This is a genomic window from Pseudomonas sp. NPDC096925, from assembly GCF_044762545.1.
Lineage (GTDB): Bacteria > Pseudomonadota > Gammaproteobacteria > Pseudomonadales > Pseudomonadaceae > Aquipseudomonas.
In genome coordinates this window covers 333,821-348,265 of record NZ_JBIWEM010000001.1, presented here as the reverse complement: position 1 = coordinate 348,265, position 14,445 = coordinate 333,821, and the positions used below count along the sequence as shown (strand labels likewise).

Genomic DNA, 14,445 nt, shown 5'->3' with positions numbered 1-14,445 from the left:
AATGATGGATGGCGTATGCAGTGCTGGCTACCGCTGGTTTGTTACCTCTGGCGTATGCGCGGGCGATTGCCAGCAGGCGATGCCGAACTGGCCAAGCAGCTCGGCCGTTTCACTGAGGGGCAGGCCGACCACCGCCGAGTAGCTGCCGGAAAGGCCGGTGACGAACACCGCGCCCAAGCCCTGGATGGCATAGCCGCCGGCCTTGTCCGTGGGCTCGCCGCTGGCCCAGTAGCGTTGCGCTTCATCGGCGCTGATCACACGGAAGCGCACCTTGCTGGTGACGCACAGGCTGTGCACGCGCTGGCCATCGCTGACGGCGACCGCGGTCAGCACCTGGTGCTCGCGGCCCGACAGGTCGGCCAGCATGGCCAGGGCATCTTCGCGGTTTTCCGGTTTGCCGAGAATACGACCATCGAGCACCACGGCGGTGTCTGCGCCCAGCACTACAGCGGGCCCCTTTGGGGCCTTCGCGGGCACGCCCGCTCCCACAGGATCGGCGCTGTACCTGTGGGAGCGGGCATGCCCGCGAACGGCCTGCACTGGAGGTTCCAGGCTAGCCAGGCCGGCGGCAGCCTTGGCCCGGGCCAGGCGCTCGACGTAGGCCGGGGCGCTTTCATTGGGCAGCGGGGTTTCATCGATGGGGGCACTGACGACGCTGAACGGCACACCGATCTGGGTCAGTAGTTCACGACGACGGGGCGAGCCGGAGGCCAGGTATAGTGGGTTCATGCAGACATCTCCCTGTCAGTCGCGGCGGCGCCGTCAATTGATATGCAAGCGTCGGCGCAGGTCGCGCAGGGCGAAGCTGATCCACGGCCAGAGCAAGGCACTGATCACCGCCGACCAGACCAGCGCCAGGGTGGGCAGGCGATTGCCGGTCAGCGCGCTGAGCCACAGCTGGATCAGCTGGGCGATGCCGAAGATCACCAGGATCACCAGGCTCTGCTGCCACATGGGGAACATGCGCAGGCGCTGCTGCAAGGACAGCACCAGGAAGGTGATGAGGGTGAGGATCAGCGCGTTCTGCCCCAGCAGGGTGCCGTACAGCACATCCTCGGCCAGGCCCAGCACGAACGCGGTGGTCATGCCGACCTTGTTCGGCACGGCGAGGGTCCAGAACGACACCAGCAAGGCCAGCCACATGGGCCGGAACACGTCCATGAACTGCGGCATGGGCGAGACGCTGAGCAGCAGGCCGATGGCGAAAGTCAGCCAGATGACCCAGCCGTTGTTGCGGCGTGATGCAGCCATCATTGCCTCCGGGTGTGAGCGGGTGCGGCAGCCGGCGTAGCAGGTGCGGCCGCCGGGGCTGCAGGCTGCGCAGCCGGGGCTACCGGGGCCGCAGGTGTGGCCGGCGCGGCAGGCGCCGGTGCAACGTGCTCGCCCGTCGTGGCCGGCTGGCCTGGGGCCGAGGCGCCCTTGCGGTCAGCCTCTTCCTGGGCGATGCCAGCATCGGTGGCGCGCTGCTCCGGGGTACGTCGGTCACTGAACACCAGCAGCATGTAGCGGCTGCGGTTGAGCGCGGCGGTGGGGATGGCGCGAACGATGGCGAACGGCTGGCCGGAATCGTGAATCACTTCGTTGACCGTGGCCACCGGGTAGCCGGCCGGGAAACGTTGCCCCATGCCGGAACTGACCAGCAGGTCGCCTTCCTTGATGTCGGCGGTATCGGCCACATGGCGCAGCTCCAGGCGCTCCGGGTTGCCGGTGCCGCTGGCGATGGCGCGCAGGCCATTGCGGTTGACCTGCACCGGGATGCTATGGGTGGTATCGGTCAGCAACAGTACCCGCGAGGTGTAGGGCATCAGCTCGACCACCTGGCCCATCAGGCCACGGGCATCGAGCACCGGTTGGCCCAGGAACACGCCATCACGCTCGCCCTTGTTGATCAGGATGCGGTGGGTGAACGGGTTGGGGTCGACACCAATCAGCTCGGCCACTTCGACCTTTTCATTGACCAGCGCCGAGGAGTTGAGCAACTCGCGCAGGCGCACGTTCTGCTCGGTCAGGGCTGCCAGCTTCTGCAGGCGCCCCTGCAACAGCAGGGCTTCGGTCTTGAGCTTTTCGTTTTCGGCGATCAGTTCGGTGCGGCTGCCGAACTGGCCGGCCACACCTTGCCACGCACGCTGCGGCAGGTCGGTGATCCAGTACGACTCCATGAGTACCAGGCCCATCTGGCTGCGCACCGGCTTGAGCACGTCGAAACGCGCGTCGACAACCATCAACGCGACCGACATCACCACCAGGACGAGCAGGCGAACGCCCAGCGAAGGGCCCTTGGAGAAAAGCGGTTTAATGGGCCGTTCCTCGTGGACGACTCAGGAGGTCATTGGACATGGGACAACGCACCAGCCTGGTTGCGGGTTGACGGATACGGCGCCCCGAACGGGCGCCAGCCCAGCACATACAGGTAGCACTGTGCGTACTACCTGTAAACCGGGCGCTCGTGAACAGCGAGCGGGATCACTCGCTGGAGAGCAGGTCCATCGCGTGCTTGTCCATCATCTCCAGGGCGCGACCGCCGCCACGGGCGACACAGGTCAGCGGGTCTTCGGCGACGATCACCGGCAGGCCGGTTTCCTGGGCCAGCAGCTTGTCCAGGTCACGCAGCAGCGCGCCACCACCGGTCAGCACCAGGCCACGCTCGGCGATGTCCGAGGCCAGCTCGGGCGGCGATTGCTCCAGGGCGCTCTTGACCGCCTGGACGATGGTCGCCAGGGATTCCTGCAGCGCTTCGAGCACTTCGTTGGAGTTCAGGGTGAAGGCACGTGGTACGCCCTCGGCCAGGTTGCGGCCGCGCACGTCGACTTCGCGTACTTCGCCGCCCGGGTAGGCAGTACCGATTTCCTGCTTGATGCGCTCGGCGGTGGACTCGCCGATCAGGCTGCCGTAGTTGCGGCGCACGTAGGTGACGATGGCTTCGTCGAAGCGGTCGCCGCCAACGCGGACAGATTCGGCATAGACCACGCCGTTCAGGGAGATCAGCGCGATTTCAGTGGTACCACCACCGATATCGACGACCATCGAACCGCGGGCCTCTTCGACCGGCAGGCCGGCACCAATGGCGGCGGCCATCGGTTCTTCGATCAGGAACACTTCACGGGCACCGGCGCCCAGGGCCGACTCGCGAATGGCGCGGCGCTCTACCTGAGTCGACTTGCATGGCACGCAGATCAGCACGCGCGGGCTCGGCTGCAGGAAGCTGTTCTCGTGCACCTTGTTGATAAAATATTGCAACATTTTTTCGCAGACGCTGAAGTCGGCGATGACGCCGTCCTTCATCGGACGAATGGCAGCAATGTTGCCAGGCGTACGGCCCAGCATGCGCTTGGCTTCGGTACCGACGGCGACGACGCTTTTCTGGTTGCCATGGGTACGGATGGCAACAACCGAGGGCTCATTCAGGACGATACCGCGCTCACGCACGTAAATAAGGGTGTTGGCAGTACCCAGGTCGATGGACAGATCGCTGGAAAACATGCCACGCAGTTTCTTGAACATGGGAAAGTGACCCTGGGGAAAGCGTGGGTAAAAAAGTGCGGCAAACTCTAACAATGGCAGGGATTTTGGGCAAGGAGCCAATATGTTAAATTGGCTGTTTTTCCGAGCACGCCAGCAGAATTTCGCGGCCGTTAGACCGCCAGAAAGCTGACATGTTCCTCACTCCGGAGCCAAATTCCGGTCTTTGTTTCCCCTGGAGATCCCCATGGCGCTTGAACGCTGCGACGTGGAAAAGATCGCCCATCTGGCCCGTCTGGGCCTGAATGATGGCGAACTGCCACGCATTACCGACGCACTGAACAGCATTCTCGGGCTGGTCGACCAGATGCAAGCGGTCGACACTACTGGCATCGAGCCACTGGCCCACCCCCTGGAGGCCAGCCAGCGTCTGCGTCCCGACCAGGTCACCGAGAGCAACCAGCGCGACGCCTACCAGGCCATCGCGCCATCGACCGAAAGCGGTCTGTACCTGGTTCCCAAAGTCATCGAGTAAGGGATAGAGCCTGCCATGCATCAATTGACCCTGGCCGAGATCGCCCGCGGACTCGCCGACAAGTCGTTTTCCTCCGAAGAGCTGACCGGCGCCCTGCTGGCGCGCATCAAGCAGCTCGACCCGCAAATCAACAGCTTCATCAGCGTCACCGAAGACCTGGCCCTGGGCCAGGCGCGTGCCGCCGACGCCCGTCGCGCCGCTGGCGAAACCGGCGCGCTGCTGGGTGCCCCGATCGCCCACAAGGACCTGTTCTGCACCAACGGCGTACGCACCAGCTGCGGCTCGAAGATGCTCGACAACTTCAAGGCGCCGTATGACGCCACCGTGGTTGCCAAGCTGGCCGATGCCGGCATGGTCACCCTGGGCAAGACCAACATGGACGAATTCGCCATGGGTTCGGCCAACGAATCCAGCTACTACGGCGCGGTGAAGAACCCCTGGAACCTCGAGCACGTCCCGGGCGGCTCGTCGGGCGGTTCGGCCGCGGCGGTGGCTGCGCGCCTGCTGCCGGCCACCACCGGCACCGACACCGGCGGCTCGATCCGCCAACCGGCGGCACTGACCAACCTCACCGGCCTCAAGCCGACCTACGGTCGCGTGTCGCGCTGGGGCATGATCGCCTACGCCTCCAGCCTCGACCAGGGTGGCCCGCTGGCCCGCACCGCCGAAGACTGCGCCCTGCTGCTGCAAGGCATGGCCGGCTTCGACGCCAAGGACTCCACCAGCATCGAAGAGCCGGTGCCGGACTACAGCGCCAACCTGAATGCTTCGCTGCAGGGCCTGCGCATCGGCCTGCCGAAGGAATACTTCGGGGCCGGCCTGGACCCACGCATTGCCGACCTGGTCCAGGCCAGCGTCAAGGAACTGGAAAAGCTCGGCGCGGTGGTCAAGGAAATCAGCCTGCCGAACATGCAGCACGCCATCCCGGCCTACTACGTGATCGCCCCCGCTGAAGCCTCGTCCAACCTGTCGCGTTTCGACGGCGTGCGCTTCGGCTACCGCTGCGAAAACCCGAAAGACCTCACCGACCTGTACAAGCGTTCCCGTGGCGAAGGCTTCGGCGTCGAAGTGCAGCGCCGCATCATGGTCGGCACCTACGCCCTGTCGGCTGGCTACTACGACGCCTACTACGTGAAGGCGCAACAGATCCGCCGCCTGATCAAGAACGACTTCATGGCAGCCTTCAACGACGTCGACCTGATCCTCGGCCCGACCACGCCAAACCCGGCCTGGAAGCTCGGCGCCAAGAGCAGCGACCCGGTCGCCGCCTACCTGGAAGACGTCTACACCATCACCGCCAACCTGGCGGGCCTGCCGGGCCTGTCGATGCCAGCCGGCTTCGTCGACGGCCTGCCGGTCGGCGTGCAACTGCTGGCGCCATACTTCCAGGAAGGCCGCCTGCTCAACGTCGCGCACCGCTACCAGCAAGTGACCGACTGGCACACCCGCGCCCCCAACGGCTTCTGAGGAATTCACACATGCAATGGGAAGTTGTGATCGGGCTGGAAATCCACACTCAGCTCGCCACCCAGTCGAAGATCTTCTCCGGCAGCGCCACCACCTTCGGTTCCGAGCCGAACACCCAGGCCAGCCTGGTTGACCTGGGCATGCCAGGCGTACTGCCGGTACTGAACCAGGAAGCCGTGCGCATGGCGTGCATGTTCGGCCTGGCCATCGATGCCGAGATCGGCAAGCGCAACGTGTTCGCACGCAAGAACTACTTCTACCCCGACCTGCCCAAGGGCTACCAGATCAGCCAGATGGACCTGCCGATCGTCGGCAAGGGCCACCTGGACATCGCCCTGGAAGACGGCACCATCAAGCGCATCGGGGTAACCCGCGCGCACCTGGAAGAAGACGCCGGCAAGAGCCTGCACGAAGACTTCAGCGGCTCCACCGGCATCGACCTGAACCGTGCCGGCACCCCGCTGCTGGAAATCGTTTCCGAGCCGGACATGCGCAGCGCCAAGGAAGCGGTGGCCTACGTCAAGGCGATCCACGCGCTGGTACGTTACCTGGGCATCTGCGACGGCAACATGGCCGAAGGCTCGCTGCGCTGCGACTGCAACGTGTCGATCCGCCCGAAAGGCCAGACCGAGTTCGGTACCCGCTGCGAGATCAAGAACGTCAACTCGTTCCGCTTCATCGAGCGCGCGATCAACAGCGAGATCCAGCGCCAGATCGACCTGATCGAGGACGGCGGCAAAGTGGTGCAGGAAACCCGCCTGTACGACCCGAACAAAGACGAGACCCGCTCCATGCGCAGCAAGGAGGAAGCCAACGACTACCGTTACTTCCCCGACCCGGACCTGCTGCCGGTGGTCATCGAGGACAGCTTCCTCGAAACCGTCCGTGCCGGCTTGCCGGAGCTGCCAACGCAGAAGGTCGAGCGCTTCCAGAGCCAGTACGGCCTGTCGGCCTACGACGCCAACGTGCTGGCATCCAGCCGCGAACAGGCGGACTACTTCGAGGAAGTGGTGAGGATCGGTGGCGACGCCAAGCTGGCTGCCAACTGGGTCATGGTCGAACTGGGCAGCCTGCTGAACAAGCTGGGCATCGAGATCGACCAGGCGCCGGTCAGCGCCGCGCAGCTGGGCGGCATGCTGTTGCGTATTCGCGACAACACCATCAGCGGCAAGATCGCCAAGACTGTGTTCGAGGCCATGGCTGCCGGTGAAGGCGATGCCGACAGCATCATCGAAAGCAAAGGCCTGAAGCAGGTCACCGATACCGGTGCGATCGACAAGATGCTCGACGAAATGCTGGCGGCCAACGCCGAGCAGGTCGAACAGTACCGCGCAGCCGACGAGGCCAAGCGTGGCAAGATGTTCGGCTTCTTCGTCGGCCAGGCGATGAAAGCCTCCAAAGGCAAGGCCAACCCGGGGCAAGTGAACCAATTGCTCAAGGCCAAGCTCGAAGGGTGATTGTTTTATCCCTGTAGTCCTGCGAGGGCTTCGCCCTCGTTCGCGGCTGAAGCCGCTCCCACAGGTACAGCGCTGCTCTCGACAGCGGTGATATACCTGTGGGAGCGGCTTTAGCCGCGAATGGGCCATATCGGAGCATCTGAATTGCTAAAACGATCCCTGAGCACCCTCGCCCTCCTCTCCCTGCTGGCCGGCTGCGCCAGCCAGGACGTCGACGTCGACCCCGACGGCTACGACAAGACCGGCACCGCCTCCTATTACGGCGCGCGCCATCATGGCAAACGCACCGCCAGCGGCGAACCGTTCAACCAGCACGGCCTCACCGCCGCCCACCGTAGCCTGCCCTTCGGCACCCGGGTACGGGTGACCAACCTGGCCAATCAGCGCAGCGTCGTGGTACGCATCAACGACCGCGGCCCACATACCCGCGGCCGCCTGATCGATCTATCACGTGCCGCCGCAGAAAAAATCGGCATGATCCGTAGCGGAACCGCACGCGTGCGAGTACAAGGGCTTAGCAACTGACGCGACAGGAGTCCGACCATTTTCGACCTCGCCACCCTTCCCACCTTCAGCCTCCTGCAACTGGGTATCGCCCTGCTGTTGCTGGTCGGCGGTGCCGAACTGCTGGTGCGCGCAGCCCTGCGCCTGGCCCAGCGCCTGCACGTACGCCCGCTGATCATCGGCCTGAGCCTGGTGGCCTTCGGCAGCACCGCTCCACAAATGACCGTGAGCCTGCAGGCTGCCTACCAGGGCGTGCCGGATGTGGCGGTGGGCAGCGTAATCGGCAGCAATATCTTCAACGTACTGGTCATTCTCGGCCTGGCCGCCCTGATCATCCCGCTGCGCGTGTCGCGGCAACTGGTACGCCTGGACATTCCACTGATGATCGTCGCCAGCGCCCTGGTCTACGCGTTATCCGCCAACGGCCACCTGGGCCGGGTCGAAGGCGTGTTGCTGCTGATCGGCCTGGCCGGCTACCTGGCGATACTCTGGCACCAGTCGCGCCACTACGCACGCACCTACCCCGCTCCGGCCGCCGTCACAAACGGCGCCGGGCGCTTCTGGTCGGGCACGCTGCTGCAGGTGCTGGCCGGCCTGGGCCTGTTGAGCCTGGCGGGCCATTTGTTGCTAGAGGCCGCCGTAGAAGTGGCCACCGACCTGGGCCTGTCCGAGCGCATCATCGGCCTGACCGTCGTTGCCATCTGCACCTCCCTGCCGGAACTGGCCGCCGCGCTGATCGCCGCCCTGCGCGGCGAACGGGAAATCGCCGTAGGCACAGTGATCGGCAGCAACCTGTTCAACCTGCTGGCCGTGCTGGGCCTGACCGCAGTGGTCACCCCCGAGCCACTGTCGATCTCGCCCAACGCCCTGGCCTTCGACCTGCCGGTGATGCTCGGTGTTGCCGCGCTGAGCCTGCCGGTGTTCTATTCCGGCTACCGCATCACCCGCGCCGAAGGCCTGGTGTTCCTCTGCCTGTACCTGGCCTATGGGCTACACGTCGCGGCGTTTACCATGGGCATGCCACTGGCCGGCCGCCTGGAGCGGTTGATGCTGTTCTACGTACTGCCGGTGCTCGCCATGGTGTTGCTGTACACCACCATACGAGCCTGGCGCCGCCAACACTAAGGAAAACAACATGGCTGATAGCAAGAAAACCGGCGAACAGATTCGGCGCCAGGTGATGGGCGATGTGTTCGTCGACCGCGCCTTGGGCAATGCCACCGACTTTACCCAGCCACTGCAGGACTTCGTCAACGAACATGCCTGGGGCAGCGTGTGGGCTCGCGACGGGCTGCCGTTGAAAACCCGCAGCCTGATTACCCTGGCCACGCTGACGGCACTCAAGTGCCCGCAGGAACTCAAGGGGCATGTGCGTGGAGCGTTGAACAATGGCTGTACGGTGGAGGAAATTCGCGAAGCGCTGCTGCATTGCGCGGTGTATGCGGGGGTGCCGGCGGCAATCGATGCTTTCCGTGCAGCGCAGGAAGTGATCGACAGTTATCAATAGGTAGCCTGTACCGGCCTCTTCGCGGGTAAACCCGCTCCCACAGGTACCGCACAACTTTCGGCGCCTGTGGGGTCCGTGTGGGAGCGGGTTTACCCGCGAAGAGGTCGGTACTGGTACTTACCTGGCCTGGCGAGCCTTCTTCATCTTGAAGGCCACCCACAGCACCAGGATCCACCCCGGGATCAGCATCACGGAAATGCGAATCGGCGGGGTCAGGTACATCACCACCAGGATCAGCACGATGAATGCCAGGCACAGGTAGTTGGTAACCGGGTGCCCCCAGCTCTTGTAGAACGGGTTAATCCCGGCCGCCAGCTTGGCCTTGCGGAACTTCAGGTGGGTAATGCTGATGCTCGCCCAGTTGATCACCAGCGCCGACACCGCCAGGGCCATCAGCAAACCAAAGGCTTCACCCGGCATCAGGTAGTTGATCAGCACGCACAGCCCGGTGGCGAAAGCCGACACGCCCAGCGCGGTCAGCGGCACACCGCTACGGCTTACCTTCAGCAACTGACGCGGTGCATCGCCCTGGCTGGCCAGGCCGAACAGCATGCGGCTGTTGGCGTACACGCAGCTGTTGTACACCGACAGCGCGGCCGTCAGCACCACGATATTGAGGATGGTTGCCACCAGGTCACTGTCCAGCTCGTGGAAGATCATCACGAACGGGCTGCCACCCTGCACCACCTTCTGCCACGGGTACAGCGACAGCAGCACTGCCAGGGCACCGATATAGAAGATGAGGATGCGGTACACCACCTGGTTGGTGGCCTTGGGGATGCTCTGGCGCGGGTTGTCGGCCTCGGCAGCGGTGATACCCACCAGCTCCAGGCCACCGAACGAGAACATGATCACCGCCAGCGCCATCACCAGGCCGGTGACACCGTTGGGGAAGAAGCCGCCGTATTGCCAGAGGTTAGCCACGCTGGCGTCCGGGCCGCCATGGCCGCTGGTCAGCAACCAGGCGCCGAAGCCGATCATGCTGACGATGGCCACCACCTTGACCAGGGCGAACCAGAACTCCATCTCGCCGTAGACCTTCACCTGGGTCAGGTTGATCAGGTTGATCACCACGAAGAAGATCGCCGCCGTGGCCCAGGTGGGGAAGCCGGGCCACCAGTACTGCACGTAGATGCCCACCGCCGTCAGCTCGGCCATGCCGACCAGCACGTACACCACCCAGTAGTTCCAGCCCGAGACGAAGCCGGCGAACTCGCTCCAGTACTGGTGGGCGAAGTGGCTGAAGCTGCCAGCCACCGGCTCTTCCACCACCATTTCGCCGAGCTGGCGCATGATCAGGAAAGCCATCAGGCCGGCAATGGCATAGCCCAGCAGCACGGAGGGGCCGGCCAGCTGGATGGTCTGGGCGATACCCAGGAACAACCCGGTACCGATGGCCCCGCCCAGCGCGATCAGCTGGATATGGCGATTCTTCAGCCCGCGCTGTAACCGCTCGGGCGTGCTCTGGTCTTGCATGAAGTGTCCTTTAGCTCAGTGAGGCTGTGTTTTTTGTGTTGTTTGCAGTCAAGGATCTAGATCCATCCGCCCCACTGCAAGATGAAAATACCAATGTTGGTGGTGATCGCCGCCATTAGCGTGGTAATCACGATGATCGACGCCGCCAGCTCATGGTTGCCCTTGGCCGCCCGCGCCATGACGTAGCTGGCCGCTGCGGTCGGGCTGCCGATATACAGGAACAGGATGCCCAGCTCGGCCCCACGGAAGCCGCATAGCCAGGCGCCGAGGGTGCCTAACAGCGGGAGCCAGACCACCTTCACCAGGCTGGCGTCGATGGCCAGCCTGCCGCTGGCGCGCAGTGCCGCCAGCGACAGCGTGCCGCCGATGCAGATCAGCGCCAGCGGCAGGGTCATCTGCGCCAGGTAGTCGCCCGAGGTCAGCAGCCAGTTGGGCAGCGGCACCTGGCCGTAGGCCATGGGCGTGGCCACCAGCACACTGATGATCAGCGGGTTGCTGAAAATGCTCTTGCAGATGCTCCACGGGTCGGACTTAAGGTCCGGGCTGTACACCGCCAGCACCACTGCCGACAGCGAGTTGTACAGAAGGATGACCAGGCCGGCGAGCACCGCCCCCAGGGAGATGCCGTAGTCGCCGTACAGGCTGGCGGCCAGCGCCAGGCCGATCACACCGTTGTTGCCGCGAAATGCGCCCTGGGTATAGATGCCCCGGTCTGCCCGCGGGCTGCGCCAGATGGCCAGGCCCCAGGCAATGGCGAAACCGACCAGAGTGGCGACGATGAAATAGAGGAGGACGCCGGGTTTGACCGCCGTGGCCAGGTCGGCGTGGTAGATGCCGAGGAACAGCAGCGCCGGCATGCACACGTTGAACACCAGCTGCGAGGCGACGCGGTTGAAATTGTCGTCGATCAGGCGGATACGTTTGAGCAGCATGCCCATGAACAGCATGGCGAAGACCGGGGCCGTGATGTTCAGTGTCTGGATAAGAAGGGCGAGCATGCGCAAGCGATCCTGGAGGGGGTTGCCGTTAGGGGGCTAATGATACGCCAACGGCCGGGACTTGCGGGGATCGCGGGGTGATAAAGAGAAGTTTCTGTCAGTTACGGCCCTTTCGCGGGTAAACCCGCTCCCACAGGTACTGCACAGGTCTTGAGGCTTGTGAAATACCTGTGGGAGCACAGGTACTGCACAAGTCTTGAGGCTTGTGAAATACCTGTGGGAGCGGGTTTACCCGCGAAGAGGCCAGTACAGTCAGTACTGAATCAGCGCCGGACCGGGCGCTTCTGCAGTTTGCGCTGCAAGGTCCGTCGGTGCATGCCCAGCGCCCGCGCGGTGGCCGAGATATTGCCCTCGTGCTCGTTCAGCACGCGCTGGATGTGCTCCCACTGCAGGCGGTCGACCGACATCGGGTTTTCCGGCACCAGGGTGTCCAGGTCGGTGTGCTCCGACAGCAGCGCCGCCAGCACGTCATCGGCATCGGCCGGCTTGCACAGGTAGTTGCAGGCCCCGCGCTTGACCGCCTCCACCGCAGTGGCAATGCTCGAGTAACCGGTCAGGATCACCACGCGCATTTCCGGGTCCAGCTCCAGCAGCTTGGGCAGTAGCACCAGCCCGGAGTCGCCGTCCATCTTCAGGTCCAGTGTGGCGTAGTCCGGCAGGTCCTGCTGGGCCAGGATCAACCCTTCCTCGGCAGAGCTGGCAGTGCTCACGCGGAAACCGCGGCGGCTCATGGCACGAGCCATGACCCGGGTGAAGGTGGCATCGTCATCCACCAGCAACAGGTGCGGCAGCTCTTCGCCTTCGACCTGGTTTTCTTCGCTCATCATTCATCTCCTCGCTTGCCATAGGGCAGGCGCAGTTCGGTCAGGGTGCCACCCTGTTCATGACTATAGAGTTTCACCGAACCGCCCGCACGGGTCACGCTGGCCTTGCTCAAGAACAGGCCCAGGCCGAAGCCTTTGCCTTTGGTGGTAATGAAGGGTTTGCCGATGGCTTCGGCGATGGCCGGCGGCACGCCGGGGCCATGGTCGCGGATGCTGATGACGATGTCATGGGTGTCCCAGTCCAGGCGCACTTCAAGGTCATCGGGGCAGGCATCGGCGGCATTGTTCAACAGGTTCAGCAGCGCCTGGGTCAGGTCCGGCGGCGGCGTCAGGCGCGGCACCTGGCCATCGCGCAGGCGCTGGAAGCGGTAGCTGGCTTCCGGGCGCATCAGGTGCCAGCGGTTGAGCGCTTCGTCCAGCCAGGCCGTCACGTCCTGCTCCACAACGGCCAGGCGGCGGTTGGCTTCGGCGGCGCGTACCAGCTGCTGCAGGGTTTCCTTGCACAGCTTCACCTGGTCCTGAAGGATCTGCAGGTCTTCCTGCAGCAGCGGGTCGGCGTGGTCCTGGCGCATTTCGTTCAGCAGCACGCTCATGGTCGCCAACGGTGTACCCAGCTCATGGGCGGCACCGGCGGCCTGGGTGGCCACGGCCAGCAGCTGCTCGTCGCGCAGGCTCTCTTCACGCCGCTCGGAACGCAGCTGCTCCTGGCGGCGCAGCTCCTCGGCCATGCGTGCGGCAAAGAAGGTAATCACTGCAGCGGCCAAGGCAATACTCAGCCACATGCCGTACACCTGCATCTTGTCCCGCGCCATCGGCAGGCCTTCGAGGGGGTAGAACTGCACCAGCAGCAGGCTGTAGGCGGTCAGGGCAATGCCGGAAAGGATCAGCGAATACAGCCACGGCAAGGTAACTGCGGCAATCGCCAGCGGCACCAGGTAATACGACACGAACGGGTTGGTCGAGCCGCCGGAGTAATACAGCAAGGCACTGTGGATCAGCAGGTCGCAGGCCAGTTGCAGGGCATACTCCAGTTCGGTGACCGGCAACGACAGGCGCAGGCGCAGGGCCGTGAAGGCACACAGCAGCGAAGACAAGGCCAGGGTGCCGGCCAGTGACAGCCAGGGCAAGGGCAGCAGTTCGGTCCAGTAGGCGACGCCCACGGAGCCGGCCTGGGCAGCCAGGACCAGGACCCGAATGATGGTCAGGCGCCAGAGATTCTGACGGGTAGCGGACAGCGGTTGTACGGCGGCGAGCATGAGCTCTCCTGATGAGTGCTCCAGAAAATCGGCTGGAGTATACCGAAGCCGGGCGCCTCGCTGCAGCGATGCGGCAAAGCGCCACACTTTGTCACAGGTTGATGATGGCACTTTTGAACCCACTACACTGTTGCCGGTCTGATGGGCCATGCGTGGAATGGATGACCAGAACCCACGCCTTATATTGCCAAGGAGTATCACATGCAAATCCCACGTCGCGGCACCGCCCTGATCCTGTCCTGCGGCCTGCTCGCCAGCCTGCCGGCGCTGGCTGCCGATGAGCCGCGTTACAACCAGGTCTCGCTGCGCGCCGAAGTCAGCAAGGAAGTGGCACGCGACCTGATGGTCGTGACCCTGTACAGCGAAGCGCAGAACACCGACCCGGGCAAGCTCGCCAAGCAGATCACCGAAACCATGAACAAGGCCGTACAGCAGTCGCGCCAGGTCAAGGACGTGAAGATCAGCCAGGGCAGCCGCAACAGCTACCCGGTGTATGACAGCAAGGGCCAGAAGATTACCGGCTGGCGCGAACGTGCCGAGCTGCGCCTGGAAAGCGCCAACTTCCCGGCCCTGTCGCAGCTGACCGCCGACCTGCTGCAAGAGCTGAAAATGGGTGGCATGGACTTCTCCATCGCCCCGGCCACGCGCAAGGCCAGCGAGGATGCACTGCTCAAGGATGCGGTGGATGCCTTCAAGGCGCGCGCGCAGTTGGCTACCGAGGCGCTGGGTGGCAAGGGTTACAAAGTGGTCAGCCTGAACCTCAACAGCAGCGGTTACCCACGCCCGTACCTGCGCAGTGCGCCGATGGCGATGAAGGCCATGGGGGCTGATGAGTCGGCACCGGCGCCGGATATCGAGGCCGGGACCAGTGAAGTGAGCATGAATGCCGATGGCCTGATTGAAGTGCAGATGCCTTAACAGATCCACGAAATACCTGTGGGAGCGGGCGAGCCCGCGAAAAA

At 64.1% G+C, this 14,445-nt stretch carries 15 protein-coding genes; 7 read left to right on the top strand and 8 right to left on the bottom strand.

The annotated features are described in order from the left end of the window. Positions 1-27: 27 nt before the first annotated feature. The 4 genes from ACIQYU_RS01700 to mreB form a co-directional block, all read right to left on the bottom strand. The gene (locus ACIQYU_RS01700) at positions 28-729 is read right to left on the bottom strand and encodes a nucleoside triphosphate pyrophosphatase (protein ID WP_233687256.1); all 702 of its coding nucleotides are present in this window, start codon (positions 727-729) and stop codon (positions 28-30) included. A gap of 33 nt (positions 730-762) precedes the next feature. Next, positions 763-1,251: a rod shape-determining protein MreD gene (mreD, locus tag ACIQYU_RS01695; protein WP_063911352.1), complete on the bottom strand. Its 489-nt coding sequence runs from the start codon at positions 1,249-1,251 to the stop codon at positions 763-765. After that, complete coding sequence (mreC, locus tag ACIQYU_RS01690; protein ID WP_063911351.1) at positions 1,251-2,237, bottom strand: rod shape-determining protein MreC; 987 nt, start codon at positions 2,235-2,237, stop codon at positions 1,251-1,253. The genes mreD and mreC overlap by 1 nt, the downstream gene beginning before the upstream one ends. A gap of 226 nt (positions 2,238-2,463) precedes the next feature. Next, on the bottom strand, positions 2,464-3,501 hold the full coding sequence (gene mreB / locus ACIQYU_RS01685) for a rod shape-determining protein MreB (RefSeq protein WP_003255163.1): 1,038 nt from the start codon (positions 3,499-3,501) through the stop codon (positions 2,464-2,466). Positions 3,502-3,706: 205 nt separating this feature from the next. Between mreB and gatC the strand changes: the two genes are divergently transcribed. The 6 genes from gatC (at position 3,707) to ACIQYU_RS01655 (ending at position 8,929) form a co-directional block, all read left to right on the top strand. Continuing rightward, a complete protein-coding gene (gatC, locus tag ACIQYU_RS01680) occupies positions 3,707-3,994 on the top strand; it encodes an Asp-tRNA(Asn)/Glu-tRNA(Gln) amidotransferase subunit GatC (RefSeq protein ID WP_003255165.1) in 288 nt (95 codons plus the stop codon). A gap of 15 nt (positions 3,995-4,009) precedes the next feature. After that, positions 4,010-5,461, top strand: coding sequence for an Asp-tRNA(Asn)/Glu-tRNA(Gln) amidotransferase subunit GatA (gene gatA, locus ACIQYU_RS01675; protein WP_207834723.1), 1,452 nt, complete (start codon positions 4,010-4,012; stop codon positions 5,459-5,461). 11 nt (positions 5,462-5,472) lie between these two features. Then, a complete protein-coding gene (gene gatB, locus ACIQYU_RS01670) occupies positions 5,473-6,918 on the top strand; it encodes an Asp-tRNA(Asn)/Glu-tRNA(Gln) amidotransferase subunit GatB (RefSeq protein ID WP_207834725.1) in 1,446 nt (481 codons plus the stop codon). A gap of 144 nt (positions 6,919-7,062) precedes the next feature. Further along, on the top strand, positions 7,063-7,443 hold the full coding sequence (locus ACIQYU_RS01665; RefSeq protein ID WP_207834728.1) for a septal ring lytic transglycosylase RlpA family protein: 381 nt from the start codon (positions 7,063-7,065) through the stop codon (positions 7,441-7,443). A gap of 60 nt (positions 7,444-7,503) precedes the next feature. Further along, a complete protein-coding gene (locus tag ACIQYU_RS01660; RefSeq protein ID WP_207834862.1) occupies positions 7,504-8,547 on the top strand; it encodes a calcium/sodium antiporter in 1,044 nt (347 codons plus the stop codon). Between the two features lie 10 nt (positions 8,548-8,557). Next, entirely contained in the window at positions 8,558-8,929 is a 372-nt protein-coding gene (locus ACIQYU_RS01655; RefSeq protein WP_063911346.1) for a carboxymuconolactone decarboxylase family protein, read from the top strand. A 117-nt stretch (positions 8,930-9,046) separates the two neighbouring features. Here the strand turns inward: ACIQYU_RS01655 and ACIQYU_RS01650 are convergent, their stop codons facing one another. The 4 genes from ACIQYU_RS01650 to ACIQYU_RS01635 form a co-directional block, all read right to left on the bottom strand. After that, positions 9,047-10,405: an amino acid permease gene (locus tag ACIQYU_RS01650; RefSeq protein WP_207834730.1), complete on the bottom strand. Its 1,359-nt coding sequence runs from the start codon at positions 10,403-10,405 to the stop codon at positions 9,047-9,049. Positions 10,406-10,461: 56 nt separating this feature from the next. After that, the gene (locus ACIQYU_RS01645; protein WP_207834732.1) at positions 10,462-11,403 is read right to left on the bottom strand and encodes an AEC family transporter; all 942 of its coding nucleotides are present in this window, start codon (positions 11,401-11,403) and stop codon (positions 10,462-10,464) included. 263 nt (positions 11,404-11,666) lie between these two features. Further along, positions 11,667-12,227, bottom strand: coding sequence for a response regulator transcription factor (locus ACIQYU_RS01640; RefSeq protein WP_025337806.1), 561 nt, complete (start codon positions 12,225-12,227; stop codon positions 11,667-11,669). After that, positions 12,227-13,483 carry an ATP-binding protein gene (locus tag ACIQYU_RS01635; protein ID WP_087502527.1) on the bottom strand — a complete coding sequence of 419 codons (1,257 nt, stop codon included), beginning with the start codon at positions 13,481-13,483 and terminating at the stop codon, positions 12,227-12,229. Before ACIQYU_RS01635 ends, ACIQYU_RS01640 begins: the two co-directional genes overlap by 1 nt. A 201-nt stretch (positions 13,484-13,684) precedes the next feature. Between ACIQYU_RS01635 and ACIQYU_RS01630 the strand changes: the two genes are divergently transcribed. Next, positions 13,685-14,401, top strand: a complete 717-nt coding sequence (locus ACIQYU_RS01630; protein ID WP_015269044.1) for an SIMPL domain-containing protein — start codon at positions 13,685-13,687, stop codon at positions 14,399-14,401. Positions 14,402-14,445: the final 44 nt, after the last annotated feature.